General features: G+C 63.5%; 13 protein-coding genes. 4 read left to right on the top strand and 9 right to left on the bottom strand.

Features of this window, described 5'->3' with window-relative positions; genetic code table 11:
• Positions 1-163: 163 nt before the first annotated feature.
• The 8 genes from BM019_RS17635 to glnE form a co-directional block, all read right to left on the bottom strand.
• Positions 164-1,618: a lipopolysaccharide kinase InaA family protein gene (locus tag BM019_RS17635; protein ID WP_092419065.1), complete on the bottom strand. Its 1,455-nt coding sequence runs from the start codon at positions 1,616-1,618 to the stop codon at positions 164-166.
• Positions 1,618-2,370, bottom strand: a complete 753-nt coding sequence (locus BM019_RS17630) for a lipopolysaccharide kinase InaA family protein (protein ID WP_007926794.1) — start codon at positions 2,368-2,370, stop codon at positions 1,618-1,620. Before BM019_RS17630 ends, BM019_RS17635 begins: the two co-directional genes overlap by 1 nt.
• On the bottom strand, positions 2,367-3,101 hold the full coding sequence (locus BM019_RS17625) for a lipopolysaccharide kinase InaA family protein (protein WP_092419063.1): 735 nt from the start codon (positions 3,099-3,101) through the stop codon (positions 2,367-2,369). Before BM019_RS17625 ends, BM019_RS17630 begins: the two co-directional genes overlap by 4 nt.
• Positions 3,101-3,907 carry a lipopolysaccharide core heptose(I) kinase RfaP gene (gene rfaP / locus BM019_RS17620; protein WP_009041866.1) on the bottom strand — a complete coding sequence of 269 codons (807 nt, stop codon included), beginning with the start codon at positions 3,905-3,907 and terminating at the stop codon, positions 3,101-3,103. Before rfaP ends, BM019_RS17625 begins: the two co-directional genes overlap by 1 nt.
• Complete coding sequence (locus BM019_RS17615; protein WP_092419061.1) at positions 3,907-5,028, bottom strand: glycosyltransferase family 4 protein; 1,122 nt, start codon at positions 5,026-5,028, stop codon at positions 3,907-3,909. The genes rfaP and BM019_RS17615 overlap by 1 nt, the downstream gene beginning before the upstream one ends.
• Complete coding sequence (gene waaC / locus BM019_RS17610; RefSeq protein WP_062823875.1) at positions 5,028-6,089, bottom strand: lipopolysaccharide heptosyltransferase I; 1,062 nt, start codon at positions 6,087-6,089, stop codon at positions 5,028-5,030. The genes BM019_RS17615 and waaC overlap by 1 nt, the downstream gene beginning before the upstream one ends.
• A complete protein-coding gene (gene waaF, locus BM019_RS17605; RefSeq protein ID WP_007926799.1) occupies positions 6,090-7,124 on the bottom strand; it encodes a lipopolysaccharide heptosyltransferase II in 1,035 nt (344 codons plus the stop codon).
• Positions 7,125-7,264: 140 nt separating this feature from the next.
• Positions 7,265-10,204 carry a bifunctional [glutamate--ammonia ligase]-adenylyl-L-tyrosine phosphorylase/[glutamate--ammonia-ligase] adenylyltransferase gene (gene glnE / locus BM019_RS17600; RefSeq protein WP_092419059.1) on the bottom strand — a complete coding sequence of 980 codons (2,940 nt, stop codon included), beginning with the start codon at positions 10,202-10,204 and terminating at the stop codon, positions 7,265-7,267.
• A 381-nt stretch (positions 10,205-10,585) separates the two neighbouring features.
• Here glnE and aceE point away from each other — a divergent pair, with 381 nt between their 5' ends.
• The 4 genes from aceE (at position 10,586) to msrA (ending at position 18,932) form a co-directional block, all read left to right on the top strand.
• Complete coding sequence (aceE, locus tag BM019_RS17595) at positions 10,586-13,231, top strand: pyruvate dehydrogenase (acetyl-transferring), homodimeric type (RefSeq protein ID WP_007926801.1); 2,646 nt, start codon at positions 10,586-10,588, stop codon at positions 13,229-13,231.
• Positions 13,232-13,242: 11 nt separating this feature from the next.
• Positions 13,243-15,207: a dihydrolipoyllysine-residue acetyltransferase gene (gene aceF / locus BM019_RS17590; protein ID WP_092419057.1), complete on the top strand. Its 1,965-nt coding sequence runs from the start codon at positions 13,243-13,245 to the stop codon at positions 15,205-15,207.
• A 310-nt stretch (positions 15,208-15,517) separates the two neighbouring features.
• Entirely contained in the window at positions 15,518-18,211 is a 2,694-nt protein-coding gene (locus BM019_RS17585; RefSeq protein ID WP_009041860.1) for a putative bifunctional diguanylate cyclase/phosphodiesterase, read from the top strand.
• 73 nt (positions 18,212-18,284) lie between these two features.
• The gene (gene msrA / locus BM019_RS17580; protein WP_092419055.1) at positions 18,285-18,932 is read left to right on the top strand and encodes a peptide-methionine (S)-S-oxide reductase MsrA; all 648 of its coding nucleotides are present in this window, start codon (positions 18,285-18,287) and stop codon (positions 18,930-18,932) included.
• Between the two features lie 112 nt (positions 18,933-19,044).
• Here the strand turns inward: msrA and rlmJ are convergent, their stop codons facing one another.
• The gene (gene rlmJ / locus BM019_RS17575) at positions 19,045-19,881 is read right to left on the bottom strand and encodes a 23S rRNA (adenine(2030)-N(6))-methyltransferase RlmJ (RefSeq protein WP_007926805.1); all 837 of its coding nucleotides are present in this window, start codon (positions 19,879-19,881) and stop codon (positions 19,045-19,047) included.
• Positions 19,882-19,928: the final 47 nt, after the last annotated feature.

The raw sequence follows: 19,928 nt of genomic DNA, 5'->3' as shown, positions 1-19,928 counted from the left end.
GAAGGGGCAAGCCTCTAGCGACAAGCGCCAAGGCTGAAGCGCCTCACTCCCTGTAGCCGCTGCCGCAGGCTGCGATAAGGCCCGCAGGGCCTTCCGAGGGCCTCAAAAGCAGCACCTCCTGCGGAGTCGATCGCAACCTGTGGCAGCGGCTACAAGTCGCAGGTCAGCCCATGGACGATTCGGCGGTTTTAGGCAGGCGCTGGTCGATGACCTGATACAGCGCGCTGCTTTCTGGCCAGTTACGCATGAAGCGCGCACGGTCGCGGGCGTAGGCCGGGGCGAAGCTGCCGAGGCTGTGGTGCTGGCACATCGAGTCCAGGTCGATCAGCGCCCAGCGGTCCTCTTGCCAGAACAGGTTGTGCCCCTTGAAGTCGCCATGGCTGATGCGTTCGCGGATCAACTCGGCAAACAGCCGGTCCAGCGCCTGCAACTCCGCTTCCGGAGCCGCGCCGCTGTCGATATAGGGCGCGAAGCGTTCGATAATGTCCGGCCCCGCCAGGTATTCGGTCACCAGATAGGCCCGACTGCGCAGCCAGAGAAAACGCTTCTCCAGCAAGGCCAGCGGCTTGGGCGTGGCAATGCCGAGGAATGCCAGGCGATTGCCCTCCTGCCACGAATGCCAGGCCCGGCTGGGGCGCCAGAAGCGCTTGAGCCAATGGGCAAAACCCTTGATGTTGTAGCGCTTGACCACCAGGGTGCGGCCCGCCACTTCGACCCGGCCGACGCTGGCGGCGCCACCGGTCTTGTACAGGTGCCCCCGATCCAGCAGCGCGTCGGCCTGCTCCAGCACCGGCAGCATTGCCGCCTCTTCCTCGCGCCGAATTGCCCGCAAGGCGAAGGGCCCGCGCAGCACGCTGAACAGGGTGCACTCGCGACCGACCTTGTTGAGGAAATCCTTCAAGCGCCAGCTGCGCACCTTGTCCACCTGCTTCTGCAAGGCTTCCAGCGGCAAGGCATGCTCGGCATTGTTCAGCAGGTAATGCACCAGCAGCTCTTCGGTGAAGGGCTCCAGGCTCTTGGGCAACTGGGCGAAAAACACCCCGAGGTTTTCCAGGACTTTCTGCCGGGACAGCGGTTTGCCCGCCTGTTCCACGCAGATCCCGGCACCGTCGATCAGGTACAGCTTGCCCTGATGACGCAGCAAGTTGTCCAGATGCAGGTCTTCCTGCCACAGGCCCTTGCCATGCAGTTCGGCAATGGCAGCCAGGGCCTCGGCGAGTACCGCCTGCTGCTCATCGGCCAACGCCGGCAACGATTCCACTTGTTTCCAGGCATCGCCCAGGCTCTCGGAGCCTTCCAGGAACTCGAACAGCAGCCAGCCGCCCTCGCCTTCCTTCAGGCCGTCTGCCAGCAGCAATGGCGTGGTCATGCCCTGCTCTTCAAGCAAGCGCACGCCCTGCCGTTCGCGCTGGAAATGCCGCGCCGCCTTGGGCCCCACCAGTAACTTGGCCAGCACCGGACGCCCGCGCCATACACCGGCGCCGACGTAGCGCTGCCCCGGTAGCACCCGCAGCAGGCTGAGCAACTGCAGCGTGGCCGGTCCGGCAGCGTCGGCCAGCTCCAGGCTCAACGGCAGGCTTGGCGCGCGGCCGGCCCGCTCAAGTTCGGACAGACGCATCAACGAGTCTCCTTGTGGCTGCGGCGCGCACTCAGGCGGTTCAGCCAGGCATCGACCAGCGAGCTGTCCCGCGGCTGATCCAGATAGGTCGCAAGCAAGGCGCGCACATCGCTCTCACTCCAGACCGGGGCGCGACGCAACAGCGGCTCCAGGTCCTTGACCCGGTCACGCTGGCCGAACAACAGCGGACGGGTCTTTTCTAGGTCGATCAATTGCGCCTGGTAACCGTCGCCGGTGGCCCGCAGGAAAATATGCTTGGGATAAAAGCAGCCGTGCACCTGGCGCACCGCGTGCAACTGACGCGCCAGCAGGCCACAGGCCCGCAGGATTGCCGCGTGCTGGTCCGGGCTGAGCTGCGCCCACTGCTGCAGCAGCGAGTCCAGGTCGTTCCAACCATCCAGCGCCCGGGTCAGCAGGATCGCCCGGGTTTCGCCAGCCACCTTGCGCTCGCCAAAGAAAGCTGCCTGCAGCGCTGGAATGCCCAACTGCTGGTAGCGGCTGATATTGCGAAACTCGCGGGCGAAACTCGGCTCGCCGAACGGCCGGTGCAGGGTCCGCGTCAGGTAGTTGCTCTGGCGCTTGAGGTAGTAGCCGTGGCCTTCCAGGTCGAGGCGATACACGCTGCTCCAGCCCCCGCCATCGGTGTTGGGCTCGTCCACCGCTTCAAGTTGCTTGGCCCACAACGCGTCGAAGCTGTCGAGGCCGTGGCGCTCCAGCAACGCACGGTCCTGAGCCGCCAGGAAATCGGTCATTCGCGTCCCTCGAAAAATCTCAGCACGTGCCGGATGCGGCACTTGTCCGCGGCATTCAGCCGGGTGCGCTGGCGGTACTGCAAGTAGAAGCGCAGGCGCTGGGTGGCGGATAAATGATACTTGGCCACCTTGTCCAGGCACGCCAGGTCCTTGGTGATCCGGTACTTGAGCCAGAAACCGCGCCAGAAATCGCCATTGGGACAATCGATCAGGTACAGCCGCGCATCGTCGTCGATCAGCAGGTTGCGCCACTTCAAGTCGTTATGGGTAAAGCGATGCTCATGCATGATCCGCGTGTAGCGCGCCAGCTGCTGGCTGACCCGGTCCACCCAGGCCCGATCGGCCAGCAGCGGGTCGTTGCGCTCTGCCAGGACCGACAGGTCTTCGGTGCGTGGCAACTCGCGGGTGATCATCGCCCCACGGTCGTACGCCAGGCCACGGCGCTCCAGGCCCCAGGCCACCACCTCGGCAGTGGGAATGCCCCACTTGGCGAAACGCTTGAGGTTCTGCCACTCGGACTTGACCCGCGGCTTGCCCAGATAGCGCCGCAGGTTCTTGCCGGCGCCGGTGTAGCGCTTGACGTAATAGTTGATGCCGTTGCGTTCGACCCGGATGACCTCCGACAGCGGGTCGCGGGTCAGGTGTTCGCCCTCGAGGGCAAATACCGCATCCAGACTGCCGAAGTCCTGCGCCAGCTCCCGATATCCAGGTTCAAGGTTCCAACCCGCCATCAGAGCGCATCTCCGTATCGCTGCTTGCGTGCGTAGAGCTTGCTGGCCTTGCCCTCCAGCCAGGCCAGCAGAGGCGCTTCGTCGCTCAGGATCTGGCGCAACGGCTGCTGGAAATAGCCCTTGAGGAAGCGCAGCTTGTCGCGCCGGGTCAGGCCGATATCCAGTGCCGAGAAATACAGCGCCGCCAGGTCCTTGTCGCGCCAGCGCCGGGTGATGGCCGGACGAGTCTGGGCGCGGTGCAGGTCGATCACCGAGAGCTTGAAATCATCGGGTGTCACCGGCTTGTCGGTGTGCAGCAGGAAGTGGCAGATGTAGCAGTCGCGATGGTTGACCCCGGCGCGGTGCATCATGCCGGTCATGCGCGCCACTTCGGCGATCAGCGCACGCTTGAGCCTGGGCTGCGGCGGCTGCTTGACCCAGTCGATGCTGAAGTCTTCGAGGCTGATGGTCGGCGCCAGCTCCTCGGTGACGATGAACGAATGCTGGTTGGCCGGGTTGCTGCCGCGCTCGCCATAGGCGACGGCGGTCATGGTCGGCACGCCGGCTTCCTGCAGGCGCTGGATGGCCTGCCATTCCTGGCCCGCGCCGAGCACCGGCAGCTTGGCGGTGAGCAGGTTCTTGAAGATCTCGCCCCAACCGATACCGCGGTGAATCTTTACGAAGAACCCTTCGCCAGCCACCTCGGTACGCAAGGTACGGCGGGCTTCCAGTTCACGATAGACCTGGCCGTCCAGACGCTCGACTTCGGCGAACGCATCGCGTCCGGCCCAGAGGGTCTTGAACGGTTCGGCAAGAATCAACTTCATCAGTGTTGCTCCGCCAGAATCACATCCGCAGCGTGCTGCGGCATGCTATAGAGGTCGGCCGTCTCGGCGAACGCCAGGCCATTACGGCTCCAGGTCGCGCGTGCAGCGTCGTCGGTCAACATGGTGTTCAGGTATTGATTGAGCTGCGCCTGCTCCAACGGCTCGTCCAGCACCAGGCCGCTGTCGGCCTCGGCGATGTAATGGGCATAACCGCAGACCGCGCTGACCAGCACCGGCAAGCCGGCCACCAGCGCCTCCAGCAACACAGTGCCGGTGTTTTCGTTGTACGCCGGGTGGATCAACAGGTCGGCGCCCAGCAGGAAACGCGGGATATCGCTGCGCCCCTTGAGGAACTGCACATGCTCGCCCAGGCCCAATGCCGCGCTCTGCAATTGGAATACTTTGGGGTCGTCCTGGCCAATTACAAATAGCCGGGTGCGTTTCTTCAGCTCCGGCGGCAAGGCGGCCACGGCCTTGAGGCTGCGATCCACGCCCTTGGTCTTGAACCCGGAGCCGATCTGCACCAGCAGCAAATCATCGTCTTTCAGGGCGAACTCACGACGGAATTCGGCGCGGATCTCGGCCGCATTGGCCGGCGCGCGACGGTCCTGGGCGATGCCTGGCGGCAGCAGGTGGAAACGCTCCACCGGGGTGTCGTAATGCTTGATGAACAGCGGCTGCTGGACCTCGGAAATCATCAGCACTTCGGTCTTGGCGTCCCGTGCGAACACCGCGCGCTCGTATTCGGCGAAGTGCCGGTAGCGGCCCCAGCGGCGGTACAGCGAATGGCGCAGGTTCTGCGCCTTGTCTTCGAAGCAGCCGTCGGCGGCGTAGTACACGTCCAGGCCGGGCATCTTGTTGAAGCCGATCAGGCGGTCCACCGGACGCTTGGCCAGGTCGGCCTCCATCCAGGCGCTGAGCTTCTCGTTACGACGATGGTTGAAGAACGCCTTGACCGGCGCCACCAGCACCTCGAAACCCGGCGGCACATCGCCTTCCCAGATCAGCGTATAGACGCGAATCTGGTGCCCGCGTTTCTGGCACTCCAGGGCGATGCGCATGAAGTCCCGTTGCAGGCCGCCGAACGGGAAGTATTTATAAAGGACAAAAGCCAATTGCATCAGCGCAGCTCCTCAGCCAGTAACAACCTGCTCAGCCGGCTGGCGACACGCTCAGGATTCAGACGCGTGAAGCACAGCGGCCACTCGCGTTTCAGGTCGAACCGCCGCTGATCTTCAGCCGTCGGTTGATAGGTGCATTTTTTCTGCAGGCACGGCGCGCAGGGGAAGTCGCTGGCCATATGGATCTGCGCCTTGCCATAGGCACCGGTCAGGCCCGGGTTGGTCGGGCCGAACAGGGAAATGGTCGGCACATCCAGCGCCGCCGCGAGATGGCCAAGCCCGGTATCCACCGCGACGCAGGCCCGGGCTTGCGCCAGCACCTTGGCGACGCCCGCCAGGTTCAGCTTCGGCAGCACCGTGGCGTTGCTCAGGCCCTTGGCAATACGCTCGGCCCGGGCCTTCTCCGCCGGGTTGCCCCACGGCAGCCTGACCTCGACGCCCAACTGGCCCATGCGTTCGGCCAGCTCGCGCCAATAGGCTTCCGGCCAGTGTTTGGTGTCCCAGGTGGTGCCGTGCAGGAACACCACGAACGGCTTGGGCCGCGGCAACTCCACCAGTTTCTCGACGTTCAGGCCGTAGTCGCCCAGGCCTTGGGGCAAGTCATACCCCAGGGCCACGGCGAACAGCTGGCGCACACGCTCCACGGCATGCTGGCCGCGGGCGACGGCCAGGCGCCGCGAATAGAAACGCGCCGCCAGGGGCTCGCGTGCCGACTGCTTGTCCAGGCCGGCCACCGGCGCCTTGACGTAGCGCGTCAGCCAGGCGCTTTTCAGCAAGCCCTGGGCGTCGATCACCAAGTCGTATTTAGTCGCACGCACGCTCTGCTTGAAGCGCCGCCACTCGCCACTCTTGATGGTCTGCCAGATGTTTTTGCGCCAGCGGCGAATCGCCACCGGGATCACTTTATCCACAGCCGGGTGCCAGGTCGGGATTTCCGCGAACCCCTCTTCCACCACCCAGTCGAACTTGATCCCCGGGATCGCCCGCGCCGCATCGGTCAGCGCCGGCAGCGCATGAATCACGTCGCCCAGGGAAGAGGTCTTGATCAACAGTACCCGCACTTACCGAACCTCGACCGCAGTGCCTTGCAACCGCTGCAAGGCCTGGTCCACCGAGTCGGGCAACAGCTGGCGCAGGCAGTTGTAATGGCCAAAGCGACAGGTGCGATCGAAGCACGGGCTGCACTCGATGCCCAGGCGCACGACCTCGACCTGGTCGGCCAAGGGCGGGGTGAAACCCGGCGATGTCGAGCCGTACACCGCCACCAGCGGGCGATTCAGCGCCGCCGCCACGTGCATCAACCCGGAGTCGTTGGACACCACGGAGTCGGCGCAGGACAGCAGGTCGATGGCCTCGGCCAGGGAGGTGCCGCCGCAGAGGTTGACCGACTCTTCGCGCAGCCCAGGAATCAGCCGGGCGCGAATGTCTTCGCCGACCACGTGATCGTTCTTCGAACCGAACAGCCAGACCTGCCAGCCCTCGCGGATCTTCAGCTCGGCAACCTTGGCGTAATGCTCGGACGGCCAGCGCTTGGCTTCGCCGAATTCGGCTCCCGGACACAGCGCCAGCACCGGGCGATCCAGGGTCAGGCCGAACTTGGCCAGCGCCGCTTCGCGGCTGGCCGGATCGATCTGCAGGTCGGGACGCGGATAAGGCTTGGGCAGCTCGGCGCCCGGTTCGTAAGCCAGGGCCATGAAGCGCTCGATCATCAGCGGATAACGTTCTTTGTCCAGCGTGCGCACGTCGTTGAGCAGGCCGTAGCGGAACTCGCCACGCCAGCCGGTGCGTTGCGCGATGCCGGCAAAAAACGGCACCAGCGCCGACTTCAACGAGTTGGGCAGCAGGATGGCCTGGTCGTACTGGCCGACCAGGGATTTGCCGATGCGCCGGCGAGTCGCCAGTTCCAGCACGCCGTGGCCGAGCGGGAAGCTCAAGGCCCGCCGCACTTGCGGCATGCGCTCCAGGATCGGCCGGCTCCACTCGGGGGCCAGCACGTCGATCTCGCATTGAGGATGGCGCTGTTTCAGGCACTGGAAGAGTGTCTGCGCCATCACCATGTCACCGACCCAACTGGGCCCAACGATCAGAATATTCATGTGGTTTCCAAAAACGAACCGGGGAGGCTTACGCCTCCCCGCCTCGAGAATCCAGCCCTGCGGCATTCACCGCCGGCTCATTGTGGACGAGCCGCAACAGGGCTCGCCGGATACATTTGTGGCAACGCAGCGCACGCTGCCTAGCTTAGCCCCAGCTCGCGCCAAATCCGCAATACCTCCCGTCGCTCGCTGGCGAACTGGTCGCCGGCGATGACCCCGGCCTCGTTCTGCAAGGCCTGGCGGTGAGCCGCGGAGCGGTAGGCCTTATAGACCTCGCGCAACAGACTGGCGTCGGTCGCGGGCATCAGCCCGACTTCCTCCAGACCTTCCAGAATGCGGATATTGTCGGTGTAGCGCAGCAATGACGGGTGCTCTTGCGACCACGCCAGGGCCGCGTATTGCACCATAAATTCGATGTCGACGATACCTCCGGCGTCCTGCTTGAGGTCGAACGGCGCCGTGGCCTCGAAGGCATTTGCCGCGGTTCCGGCAGCCGTCGCCCTGGTCCCCAGGTTGTCGCGCATCTTGGCCCGCATCTCGCTGACCTCCTGCTGCAACTTGGGCAGATCACGGGCACGACCCAGCACCGCCGCCCGCACTTTCTCGAAGGCCTGGCCGACATCCTGGCTACCCACCAGCACCCGGGCACGCACCAGCGCCTGATGCTCCCAGGTCCAGGCTTCGTTCTCCTGGTAACGGGCGAAAGCCCCCAGCGAACTCACCAGCAGGCCCGACGCCCCGGACGGCCGCAGACGCATGTCCACTTCGTACAGCTGGCCGGAGTTGGTCTGGGTGGTCAGCAGGTGAATGATCCGCTGGCCCAGGCGGGTGAAGAACTGCGCGCCGTCGATCGGTTTCGGGCCATCGGTTTCCGCCTGCGGATCGCCGTCATGGATGAACACCAGGTCCAGGTCGGAACCATGCCCGAGTTCCAGGCCGCCGACTTTCCCATAACCGACAATAATGAAGCCGGGATCGCACAAGGTGCCATCGGTGCGCTGCGGAGCGCCGTATTTGGCCACCGTCTGGCGCCAGGCCAGGGCCAGCACCTGTTCTAGGATCGCCTCGGCCAGCCAGGTCAGGTAATCGCTGACCTTCATCAACGGCAGGCTGCCGGCGATTTCCGAGGCTGCCACCCGCAGGCGGTGGGCCAGCTTGAAGTGACGCAGCGCCTCCATCTGCTGTTCCAGATCGTCCTCGGGGATGCGCGTCAGGCGCTCGCGCAACTCGGCGGCCAGTTCCGGCGCCAATGGCGGCTTGAACAGCCGGCCTTCGTTGAGCAACTCATCGAGCAGCAGCGGGAAGCGGGTGATCTGTTCGGCGATCCACGGGCTGGCGGCACACAGGGTCAGCAGACGGCGCAAGGCCCCGGGATTCTCAGTGAGCAACACCAGATAGGCCGAACGCCGCGCCACCGCCTCGACCAGCGGCAACACCCGCTCCAGCACCAAATCCGGATCGGCATGCTCCACCGCCTGGGCCAGCAGGCGCGGAATAAAGGCATCTAGGCGTTCGCGCCCCAAACGCTGCATGGCTCGCAATTGCGGGCTGCCACGCAGGCCGGCCAGCGCCCTGAGCGCCTTGGGCGCGTCATTGAAACCGCCTTCCTGCAACTGCCGGCAGGCAGCTTCCTCGTCCTGGGCTTCTTCCCACAGCGGCAGCCATTCACCGCCGACCACCACTTCGCATTCGCTGCCTTCGTCTTCATCCGGGTCGGCGATCACCTGACGGAAGTGCCATTCCACCCGACCGCGCCAGTACATCAGCCGCTCATGGAACGCCGCCCAGTCGGCAAAACCCAGCATGAAGGCAATACGCGCCTGATCCTGTGGATTGTCCGGCAACATCTGCGTCTGCCGGTCGGCGATCGCCTGGATCGCGTGCTCGGTGTAACGCAGGAATTCGTAACCTTCCCGCAGCTCGGCGATCACCGCGGGCGGCAGGTAACCCTGCCCCTCCAGGGTGGTCAGCACCTTTAATAGAGGACGCTGCTGCAGGCTCAGGTCGCGCCCGCCGTGGATCAGCTGGAAAGCCTGGGCGATGAACTCGACTTCACGAATCCCGCCGGAGCCCAGCTTGATATTGTCGGCCATGCCCTTGCGCCGCACTTCCTGCTGGATCAGCTGCTTCATGGTGCGCAGCGCTTCGATCGCCGAGAAGTCCAGGTAACGCCGATAGACAAAAGGCCGCAGCATGTCGAGCAACTGCGCGCCGGCGACCTGGTCGCCCGCCACCACCCGCGCCTTGATCATCGCGTAGCGCTCCCAGTCGCGACCTTGATCCTGGTAGTACTGCTCCAGCGCATTGAAGCTCAGCACCAGGGCGCCCGCCGAACCGTAGGGCCGCAGACGCATGTCGACGCGGAACACGAAACCGTCGACGGTCATCGGGTCCAGCGCCTTGATCAGGCGCTGCCCCAGGCGGATGAAAAACTCCTGGTTATCCAGCGCACGCTTCACGCCTACAGTTTCCCCGCCTTCGGGGTAGGCGAAGATCAGGTCGATGTCCGACGACAGGTTCAGTTCGACGGCGCCCAGCTTCCCCATGCCGAGGATGACCATCTGCTGCGGCTCGCCGCTGCGCCGGCCGGTGGGAACACCGAACTGCTCGCAGTGGCGCTGGTACAACCATTGATAGGCCTGGTCGATGCAGGCGTCGGCCATGTCCGACAGGTCGCGACAGGTCTGCACCAGATCCGCCTGGCGTGTCAGGTCGCGCCAGATGATCCGCACCTGATGACGATTGCGCTGACGCCGCAGCACCCGCCCCAACTCGTCTTCGCTGGTGGCCTGCTGCACCGCCGCGGCGATCTGCGCGCACAGCTCGCCCGGGCCGAAGCCGCGGTCGAGTTCGCCGCCGCGCACCAGCTCCAGCAACATCAAAGGGTCACGAAGGCTCTGTTCAATGAAAAAGTCGCTGGCGGCGCTCACCCGGGCGAACTCGGCCCAGCGCTCGGGGGTCCAGGCGGCGAGCCCGTGATCGTCGTCCAGGGTCGCCACGGCACTACGGAACGACTGCTCCGCACGGCTGACAAAAGGCAGGAGAGTCGCTGGGAGTTCGGCAAGCGCGGGCAGGCTCATGGGCTATCCTTGATCGGCGTAGAAAGGGGCGGTCGGGGCAAATTCTGCGGGCGCGGCCCTTGAAGGACTGTCGAACAAAAGTTAGAAATAGCTGAATTTTTTATTATTTTGGCAGCCAGCATCAAATTCTTACCCATTGGTGTTGGAAATCGACCAACAGTAACGATTATTCTCACAACGCAGCAGGAGGCCACAAGCCAATCTTCTGTAGTTTTACTACTCGTCTATACATTCGAAAGGCTGAAATGGCCGACGATTTGTAGTAAAACTACACGCCGCCGTATCAACCTCCGGCAATCCAAGAATTTTATCGTCTGCCCACAAGGCCAGTCGCAAACTCAGGCAACCGATTCTGGAAGCCTTTCCGCCCTGGAGCAAGCCATGCAAGACCTCGATCCCGTCGAAACCCAGGAATGGCTGGACGCCCTGGAATCGGTTCTCGACAAAGAAGGCGAAGACCGTGCTCACTACCTGATGACCCGTATGGGCGAACTCGCGACCCGCAGCGGCTCGCAACTGCCCTACGCCATCACCACGCCGTACCGCAACACGATTCCCGTCACCCACGAAGCACGCATGCCTGGCGACCTGTTCATGGAACGCCGCATTCGCTCGCTGGTACGTTGGAACGCGTTGGCCATGGTCATGCGTACGAACCTGAAAGATTCTGACCTGGGCGGTCACATCTCCAGCTTCGCTTCCAGTGCGACGCTGTATGACATCGGCTTCAACTACTTCTTCCAGGCGCCAACCGAAGAACATGGTGGCGACCTGATCTACTTCCAGGGCCACGCCTCCCCTGGCGTCTACGCTCGCGCTTTCATGGAAGGCCGCATCAGCGAAGACCAGATGAACAACTTCCGCCAGGAAGTGGACGGCAACGGCCTGTCCTCCTACCCGCACCCATGGCTGATGCCTGACTTCTGGCAGTTTCCGACCGTCTCCATGGGTCTGGGTCCGATCCAGGCGATCTACCAGGCGCGCTTCATGAAGTACCTGGAAGCCCGCGGCTTCATCCAGCCAGGCAAGCAGAAAGTCTGGTGCTTCATGGGCGACGGCGAGTGCGACGAGCCGGAATCCCTGGGCGCAATCTCTTTGGCTGGCCGCGAGAAGCTGGACAACCTGATCTTCGTCATCAACTGCAACCTGCAGCGCCTCGACGGCCCGGTTCGCGGCAACGGCAAGATCATCCAGGAACTCGAAGGCGTGTTCCGTGGCGCCCAGTGGAATGTGAACAAGGTCATCTGGGGCCGCTTCTGGGACCCACTGCTGGCCAAGGACACCGACGGCATCCTGCAACGCCGCATGGACGAAGTCATCGACGGCGAGTACCAGAACTACAAGGCCAAAGACGGCGCCTTCGTGCGTGAGCACTTCTTCAACACGCCAGAACTCAAGGCGATGGTCGAAGACCTGTCCGACGACGAAATCTGGAAACTCAACCGTGGCGGCCACGACCCGTACAAGGTCTATGCGGCCTACCACGAGGCGGTCAACCACAAAGAGCAACCGACCGTCATCCTGGCCAAGACCATCAAGGGTTATGGCACCGGCGCCGGCGAAGCGAAGAACACCGCGCACAACACCAAGAAAGTCGATGTCGACAGCCTGAAGTTGTTCCGCGACCGCTTCGACATTCCGGTCAAGGACGAAGAAATCGAAAACCTGCCGTTCTTCAAGCCGGAAGAAGGCAGTGCCGAAGCCCGTTACCTGAGCGAGCGTCGTGCCGCGCTGGGCGGTTTCGTGCCTCAGCGTCGCGCCAAGAGCTTCAACATCCCGACCCCGCCACTGGATACCCTCAAGGCCATCCTCGACGGTTCGGGCGACCGCGAAATCTCCACCACCATGGCCTTCGTGCGGATCCTCGCGCAGCTGGTCAAGGACAAGGAAATCGGCCAGCGCATCGTGCCGATCATCCCCGACGAAGCCCGTACCTTCGGTATGGAAGGCATGTTCCGTCAGTTGGGCATCTACTCGTCCGTCGGCCAGCTCTACGAGCCAGTCGATAAAGACCAGGTGATGTTCTACCGCGAAGACAAGAAGGGCCAGATCCTCGAGGAAGGCATCAACGAAGCGGGCGCCATGAGCTCCTTCATTGCAGCCGGTACCTCGTACTCCAGCCACAACCAGCCGATGCTGCCGTTCTACATCTTCTATTCGATGTTCGGCTTCCAGCGTATCGGCGACCTGGCCTGGGCCGCTGGCGACAGCCGTACCCGTGGTTTCCTGATCGGCGGTACTGCCGGCCGTACCACCCTCAACGGTGAAGGCCTGCAGCACGAAGACGGTCACAGCCACATGCTGGCGGGCACCATCCCGAACTGCCGCACCTTCGATCCGACCTATGGCTACGAGCTGGCGGTGATCATCCAGGACGGCATGAAGAAGATGACCGAAGAGCAACAGGACGTCTTCTACTACATCACCGTGATGAACGAGTCCTACCAGCAGCCAGCCATGCCGGCCGGTGTAGAGGAAGGCATCATCAAGGGCATGTACCTGCTCGAGGAAGACACCCGCGAAGCGGCGCACCACGTACAGCTGATGGGCTCCGGCACCATCCTGCGCGAAGTCCGTGAAGCGGCGAAGATCCTGCGTGAAGAATTCAACGTGGGCGCGGACGTCTGGAGCGTTACCAGCTTCAACGAACTGCGTCGCGATGGCCTGGCAGTCGAGCGCAGCAACCGTCTGCACCCGGGCCAGAAGCCTAAGCTGAGCTATGTCGAAGAGTGCCTGAGCGGCCGTAAAGGTCCGGTCATCGCCTCTACCGACTACATGAAGCTGTTCGCCGAACAGATTCGTCAGTGGGTCCCGTCCAAGGAGTTCAAAGTCCTGGGCACCGACGGTTTCGGCCGCAGTGACAGCCGCAAGAAGCTGCGTCACTTCTTCGAAGTCGACCGTCATTTCGTGGTGTTGGCAGCCCTGGAAGCCTTGGCTGACCGTGGTGACATCGAACCTAAGGTCGTGGCCGAGGCCATCACCAAGTTCGGCATCAACCCGGAAAAACGCAACCCACTGGACTGCTGAGGAGATTTTTTGTGAGCGAACTCATTCGCGTACCTGACATCGGCAGCGGTGAAGGTGAAGTAATCGAACTGTTTGTGAAGGTCGGCGACCGTATCGAAGCCGACCAGAGCATCCTGACGCTGGAATCGGACAAGGCGAGCATGGAAGTGCCGGCACCCAAAGCCGGCGTCATCAAGAGCCTGAAAGTGAAGCTGGGCGATCGCCTGAAAGAAGGCGACGAGCTGCTGGAACTGGAAGTCGAGGGTGCCGCGCAAGCGGCGCCTGCGCCTGCCGCTGCACCGGCTGCCAAAGCCGAGGCCAAACCGGCTGCCGCTCCTGCTGCCGCGCCAGCTGCCGCGCCAGCTGCTCCTGCTGCCGCTTCGGTTCAGCAAGTGCACGTGCCGGACATCGGTTCGTCGGGCAAGGCCCAGATCATCGAGATCCAGGTCAAGGTCGGCGACAAGGTCGAGGCTGATCAATCGTTGATCACCCTGGAATCCGACAAGGCGAGCATGGAAATCCCTTCGCCAGCCGCTGGCGTGGTCAAGGCCATCAGCGTCAAGCTCAACGACGAAGTCGGCACCGGCGACCTGATTCTGGATCTGGAAGTGGCAGGTGCTGCGGCCCCTGCTGCGGCCGCTCCGGCCCAGGCGGCTGCTCCGGCACCTGCCGCTGCGCCTGCTCCTGCGGCAGCTCCGGCTGCCCCAGTGGCCGACAGCGTCCAGGACATCCACGTCCCGGACATCGGTTCGGCCGGCAAGGCCAAGATCATCGAAGTGCTGGTCAAGGCTGGCGACAGCGTTGAAGCCGACCAGTCGCTGATCACCCTCGAGTCCGACAAGGCCAGCATGGAAATCCCATCGCCAGCCGCCGGCATCGTGGAAAGCGTTGCGATCAAGCTGGACGACGAAGTCGGTACCGGCGACCTGATCCTCAAGCTGAAAGTCAAAGGCGCGGCACCTGCTGCTGCCCCGGCTCCAGCTGCCGCGGCTGCGCCAAGCGCTCCGGCACCTGCCGCTGCTGCTCCGGCTGCCGCTGCACCTGCTGCCGCACCGGCCGCTGCACCTGCCAAGCCTGGCGCCAAAGTTCACGCAGGTCCTGCGGTGCGCCAACTGGCCCGTGAGTTCGGCGTCGAGCTGAGCGCTGTTGGCGCCAGCGGTCCGCACGGTCGCATCCTCAAGGAAGACGTGCAGGTTTACGTCAAAGCGATGATGCAAAAGGCCAAGGAGGCGCCAGCTGCTGGCGGCGCAACCGGTGGCGCGGGCATCCCGCCGATTCCGGTAGTGGACTTCAGCCGCTTCGGCGAGATCGAAGAAGTGCCGATGACCCGCCTGATGCAGGCTGGCGCATCGAACCTGCATCGCAGCTGGCTGAACGTGCCCCACGTCACCCAGTTCGACTCGGCCGATATCACCGAGCTGGAAGCCTTCCGGATCGCCCAGAAAGCCGTTGCAGAGAAGGCCGGCGTCAAGCTGACCATCCTGCCGCTGCTGCTGAAATCCTGCGCGCACCTGCTCAAGGAACTGCCGGACTTCAACAGTTCGCTGGCGCCTAGCGGTAAAGCGATCATCCGCAAGAAGTACGTGAACATCGGCTTCGCGGTCGACACCCCGGATGGCCTGCTGGTACCGGTGATCAAGAACGTCGATCAGAAGAGCCTGCTGCAACTGGCTGCCGAAGCCGCTTCCCTGGCTGAAAAGGCCCGGACCAAGAAGCTCTCGGCGGACGACATGCAGGGCGCCTGCTTCACCATCTCCAGCCTCGGTCACATTGGCGGCACCGGCTTCACGCCGATCGTCAACGCACCGGAAGTGGCGATCCTCGGCGTTTCCAAGGCCACCATCCAGCCAGTCTGGGACGGTAAAGCCTTCCAGCCGAAGCTGATGCTGCCGCTGTCGCTGTCCTACGATCACCGCGTGATCAACGGCGCCGCTGCTGCACGCTTCACCAAGCGTCTGAGCGATCTGCTGGCGGATATCCGCACCATCCTGCTGTAAGACTCGGCCGGCTTCCCTGTCATGGGGAAGCCGGCTGTTGCACCCTTTTCGAGCGCCACGCTCGTACCTCAACCCCGTCGATTTGGCGGGGCTTTTTTTTGCCGAAAAATCGCCGTAACCAGCCGCCAAAGCCCGCTAAAACACCAGGAAAGATTAGCGTTCAGAAATCTTCTGTTCTGCCGATAGATTCTTATAGCACTTAGCCTTCATCTCACTTGTCAGTCAGTGCCGCATGATGCAACCTTGCCGCAGGCAACAGTAAAGAGGGCGCGAGCCCGGCGCGATCAGCATTTACCAAGCGAGTTTCCCCATGAAAAGCCAACCCGATGCCGCCAGCCGTATGGTGGCCGAGGTAGTGACGCAGTTGCCCGTGCCCTCGCGGCTCGGCATGCTGCGTTTCGAACGGCTGAATGAAGCGAGCTGGGCCCTGCTGTTTCTCGATCCAAACTGTGAACGCCAATTCGGCCTGCCCGCCGTCGAGCTCTGCGCCCTGGTCGGCTCGCCCTATGCCAGCCTGATGGAGCCCGAAGCCCGTTATCAGCTGCACGATGCGATCCAGCAGCAACTGACCCACAGCCCGCATTACCTGATTCGCTACACCCTGCACACCGCCAAGGGCTCACTCAGCCTGCTGGAACTCGGCGAAGCCTACAAACAGCACAATCGACACCTGCTGCGTGGTTATTTCCTGGTGGTCGACGGCCTGCTCGACAACGATCAGCCGCTCTCCGCGCCTGACCTGGAAACCCAGAACAGTCGCCTGCAAATCGCCCTGGAACTCAACCAGCGAGCCCAGCTGGAACAACTCCAGCACCTCGAACGGGTGCGCGCCCAGCAAGACCTGATCCTGCTCCTGGCCCGCCAGCGCTACAGCGCCAACAACTCCCTGCTGGAAGCCGCCGAGCTGATTACCCGCAGCGCCTGCGACATCTACGAAATCGACTGTGCCAGCATCTGGAACCTGGAAGGCCAGTTGCTGGTGCCCATCTGCGCCTATCACCGCGACCTGCAGGAATACATCCTGCCGGAGGCGATCGACGTCAGCGACTTCCCCGACTACCTCGAAGCCCTGCACACCAGCCGGGCCATCGATGCGCACAATGCCATGCGCGACCCGCGCACCCGGGAAATGGCCGAAAGCCTGCGCCCGCGCAACATCAACGCCATGCTCGATGCCAGCATCCGCATCGACGGCCAGGTGGTCGGCGTGCTGTGCCTGGAACAAGTGGGCAACACCCGCGCCTGGCAATCCGATGAAATCGCCTTTGCCGGCGAACTGGCCGACCAGTTCGCCCAGGTCATCAATAACCACAACCGCCGTACCGCCACCAGCGCCCTGCACCTGTTCCAGCGCGCGGTCGAGCAAAGCGCCAATGCCTTTCTGCTGGTCAACTGCGACGGCGTGGTGGAGTACGTCAACCCGAGCTTCACGGCGATCACCCAGTACAGCACCGAGGAAGTCCACGGCCATCGGCTGGCGGAACTGCCGGCGCTGGAGAACCTCAGCGAACTGCTGTTCGACGCGCCCTCCAGCCTGGCCAAGAGCAACAGTTGGCAAGGCGAGTTCAAGAGCCGGCGCAAGAACCTGGAGCCGTACTGGGGCCAGCTGTCGATATCCAAGGTCTATGGCGACAACCGCGAACTGACCCACTACATCGGCATCTACGAAGACATCACCCAGACCAAGCTCGCCCAGCAACGCATCGAGCGCCTGGCCTACACCGACAACCTGACCAACCTGGGCAACCGCCCCGCCTTCATCCGCAACCTCGACGAACGCTTCGCCCGCGACAGCGACAGCCCTATCAGCCTGCTGCTGGTGGACATCGACAACTTCAAGCGGATCAACGACAGCCTCGGCCACCAGACCGGCGACAAGCTGCTGATCAGCCTGGCCCGGCGCCTGCGCAACAGCCTGAGCCCGAGCGGCAGCCTGGCGCGTTTCGCCAGTAACGAGTTCGCCGTGCTGCTGGACGACACCGACCTGGAGGCCGGCCAACAGATCGCCAGCCAGTTGCTGATGACCCTCGACAAGCCGATGTTTGTCGACAACCAACTCATCAGCGTCACCGGCTCCGTGGGCCTGGCCTGCGCACCGCTGCACGGCCGCGACCCGCAGACCCTGATGCGCAACGCCGGCCTGGCGCTGCACAAGGCCAAGGCCAACGGCAAACATCAGGTGCAGGTGTTTACCGAGGCCCTGAACGCCGAAGCCAGCTACAAGCTGTTCGTGGAAAACAACCTGCGCCGCGCCCTGACCCAGAACGAGCTGGACGTGTTCTACCAGCCCAAGCTGTGCCTGCGCAGTGGACGCCTGCTGGGCCTGGAGGCGCTGCTGCGCTGGAACCATCCGGAAAAGGGCATGATCCGCCCGGACCAGTTCATCAGCGTCGCCGAAGAGACCGGCCTGATCATCCCGATCGGCAAATGGATCGCACGCCAGGCCTGTCGCATGAGCAAGCAGCTCACCGCCGCCGGCCTGGGCAATCTGCAGGTGGCGATCAACCTGTCGCCCAAGCAGTTTTCCGACCCGGACCTGGTGGCCTCCATCGCCAGCATCCTCAAGGAAGAACAGCTGCCCGCCTCGCTGCTGGAGCTGGAACTGACCGAAGGCCTGCTGCTGGAAGCCACCGAAGACACCCACCAGCAACTCGACCAGCTGAAAAAGCTCGGCCTGACCCTGGCCATGGACGACTTCGGCACAGGCTATTCGTCGCTGAGCTACTTGAAGAAATTCCCGATCGACATCATCAAGATCGATCGCAGCTTCATCCATGAAATCCCCGCCAACCAGGACGACATGGAAATCACCTCGGCGGTGATCGCCATGGCCCACAACCTGAAAATCCAGGTGGTGGCCGAGGGCATCGAAACCGCGGAGCAGCTGTCCTTCCTGCGTCGCCACCGTTGCGATGTCGGCCAAGGCTACCTGTTCGACCGGCCGATCCCCGGCTCGGAGCTGATCGACAAGCTCAAACGTTATCCGCGCGGCCCAATCGCCTGACAGCGCTGTAACACTCGGGCAAACTGCGTGTCTGGTTAATTACTCAATCCCACCCTGACTGAGAGGACTGATCATGGTTCTGCGCTCGGAAATTCTGGTGAACAAAAACGTGCTACCTACCAAAGAACAAGCCCTGCCTGGCCGCGAAACCCCGATGACCGTGCCAGCCGAACACTACGTCAACGGTAACCCGCTGCTGGGCCCGTTCCCGGGCAACGTGGAATTCGCCATCTTCGGCCTGGGTTGCTTCTGGGGCGCGGAACGCAAGTTCTGGCAGCGCGAGGGCGTGTTCAGCACGTCGGTGGGCTACGCCGGCGGCTTTACCCCGAACCCGACCTACGAAGAAGTCTGCTCGGGCCTGACCGGCCATAGCGAAGTGGTGCTGGTGGTCTACGAGCCGGAGAAAGTCAGCTACCAGGAACTGCTGGCGATGTTCTGGGAACTGCATAACCCGACCCAGGGCATGCGCCAGGGCAACGACATCGGCACCCAGTACCGCTCGGTGATCTATGCCACCAATCCAACCCAGCTGGAGCAGGCCAAGGCCAGCGAAAAAGTGTTCCAGGCCGAGCTGACCAAGGCCGGGCTGGGCGCCATCACCACGGAAATCGAAGAAGCCCCGACCTTCTATTACGCCGAGGCCTACCACCAGCAGTACCTGGCGAAGAATCCGGAAGGCTACTGCGGAATCGGCGGCACTGGCGTGACCTGCCCGATCTGACCGGTAGCCGCTGACGAGGTACGAGGCTGCGATGCGGTCCGCAGGAGCGCCCTCGGGGGCCGCTTCGCTGCCCATCGCAGCCTCGTGCCTCGGCAGCGGCTACACCCTCACATTATTCGGCGATCAGCCAATCCATCTGCCAGCCGCCCTGGGTCTGGCCCAGTTTCTGCGCCAGCCACGGCAGCAGCTCGCGCAATTCCTCTTCCAGCCCCCACGGTGGGTTGGCAATCGCCAGGCCCGAGCCGTTCAGGCTGTTGGGCGTATCCAGGGGATGCACCAGCAGTTCCACACGCAGCAGCTTCGGCGCGCCGGTACCGGCCAGGTCCTGGTAGAAGCGGCGCAGCGCCCGCTGATCCTTGACCGGGTACCAGATGGCCGCCACGGTCTGGCGCATCCGGCCGATGGCTTCTTTCAACGACGCGGCGCAACGCTGCATCTCGTCGAGCTGTTCGAACGGCGGGTCGATCAGCATCACCGCGCGCTTCTCGGCCACCGGCAGCAGCGCTCGCGCCACATGCCAGCCCTCGCCCAGGTGGACCGCCACCCGGCGATCGCCCTTCATGTTTTCCTTGAGCAGCAACCCGTCTTCCGGATGCTTCTCGTTGAGCAGCACCCGGTCCTGGGAACGGGTCAGGCGCCGCGCCAGCTCGGGCGAGCCCGGGTAATAACGCAGTTCGCCATCGGGGTTCATCTTGTGCAGCACCGCCATGTAGTCGGCGGTCAGCGCTGGCAAGTCCTGCTCGCCCCACAGGCGCGCGATGCCTTCCAGGTACTCGCCGGTGCGGTTGGCCTGATCGCCCTGGAGGTCGTACAGGCCGATGCCGGCATGACTGTCGAGGTAGGCGAACGGCTGCTCCTTGCGCGACATCAGGGCGATGAGGCGGGTCAGGGTCAGGTGTTTGAAGACGTCGGCGTGGTTGCCGGCGTGGAAGGCGTGACGATAGTTCATGGTTGCTCCTGCGCAGGGGGCGAAGTTTACCCTGTGCCACGGCCGGC

It is taken from the genome of Pseudomonas sp. NFPP07 (genome assembly GCF_900115645.1).
In the GTDB taxonomy this organism is placed as follows: domain Bacteria; phylum Pseudomonadota; class Gammaproteobacteria; order Pseudomonadales; family Pseudomonadaceae; genus Aquipseudomonas; species Aquipseudomonas chlororaphis.
This window is presented reverse-complemented; position numbering and strand designations above follow the sequence as displayed.

Excerpts from the sequence above, each read along its gene's own strand:
- BM019_RS17635 (WP_092419065.1), bottom strand. The coding sequence starts at position 1,618 with ATGCGTCTGTCCGAACTTGAGCGGGCCGGCCGCGCGCCAAGCCTGCCG.
- BM019_RS17630 (WP_007926794.1), bottom strand. The coding sequence starts at position 2,370 with ATGACCGATTTCCTGGCGGCTCAGGACCGTGCGTTGCTGGAGCGCCAC.
- BM019_RS17625 (WP_092419063.1), bottom strand. The coding sequence starts at position 3,101 with ATGGCGGGTTGGAACCTTGAACCTGGATATCGGGAGCTGGCGCAGGAC.
- rfaP (WP_009041866.1), bottom strand. The coding sequence starts at position 3,907 with ATGAAGTTGATTCTTGCCGAACCGTTCAAGACCCTCTGGGCCGGACGC.
- BM019_RS17615 (WP_092419061.1), bottom strand. The coding sequence starts at position 5,028 with ATGCAATTGGCTTTTGTCCTTTATAAATACTTCCCGTTCGGCGGCCTG.
- waaF (WP_007926799.1), bottom strand. The coding sequence starts at position 7,124 with ATGAATATTCTGATCGTTGGGCCCAGTTGGGTCGGTGACATGGTGATG.
- glnE (WP_092419059.1), bottom strand. The coding sequence starts at position 10,204 with ATGAGCCTGCCCGCGCTTGCCGAACTCCCAGCGACTCTCCTGCCTTTT.
- aceE (WP_007926801.1), top strand. The coding sequence starts at position 10,586 with ATGCAAGACCTCGATCCCGTCGAAACCCAGGAATGGCTGGACGCCCTG.
- BM019_RS17585 (WP_009041860.1), top strand. The coding sequence starts at position 15,518 with ATGAAAAGCCAACCCGATGCCGCCAGCCGTATGGTGGCCGAGGTAGTG.
- msrA (WP_092419055.1), top strand. The coding sequence starts at position 18,285 with ATGGTTCTGCGCTCGGAAATTCTGGTGAACAAAAACGTGCTACCTACC.
- rlmJ (WP_007926805.1), bottom strand. The coding sequence starts at position 19,881 with ATGAACTATCGTCACGCCTTCCACGCCGGCAACCACGCCGACGTCTTC.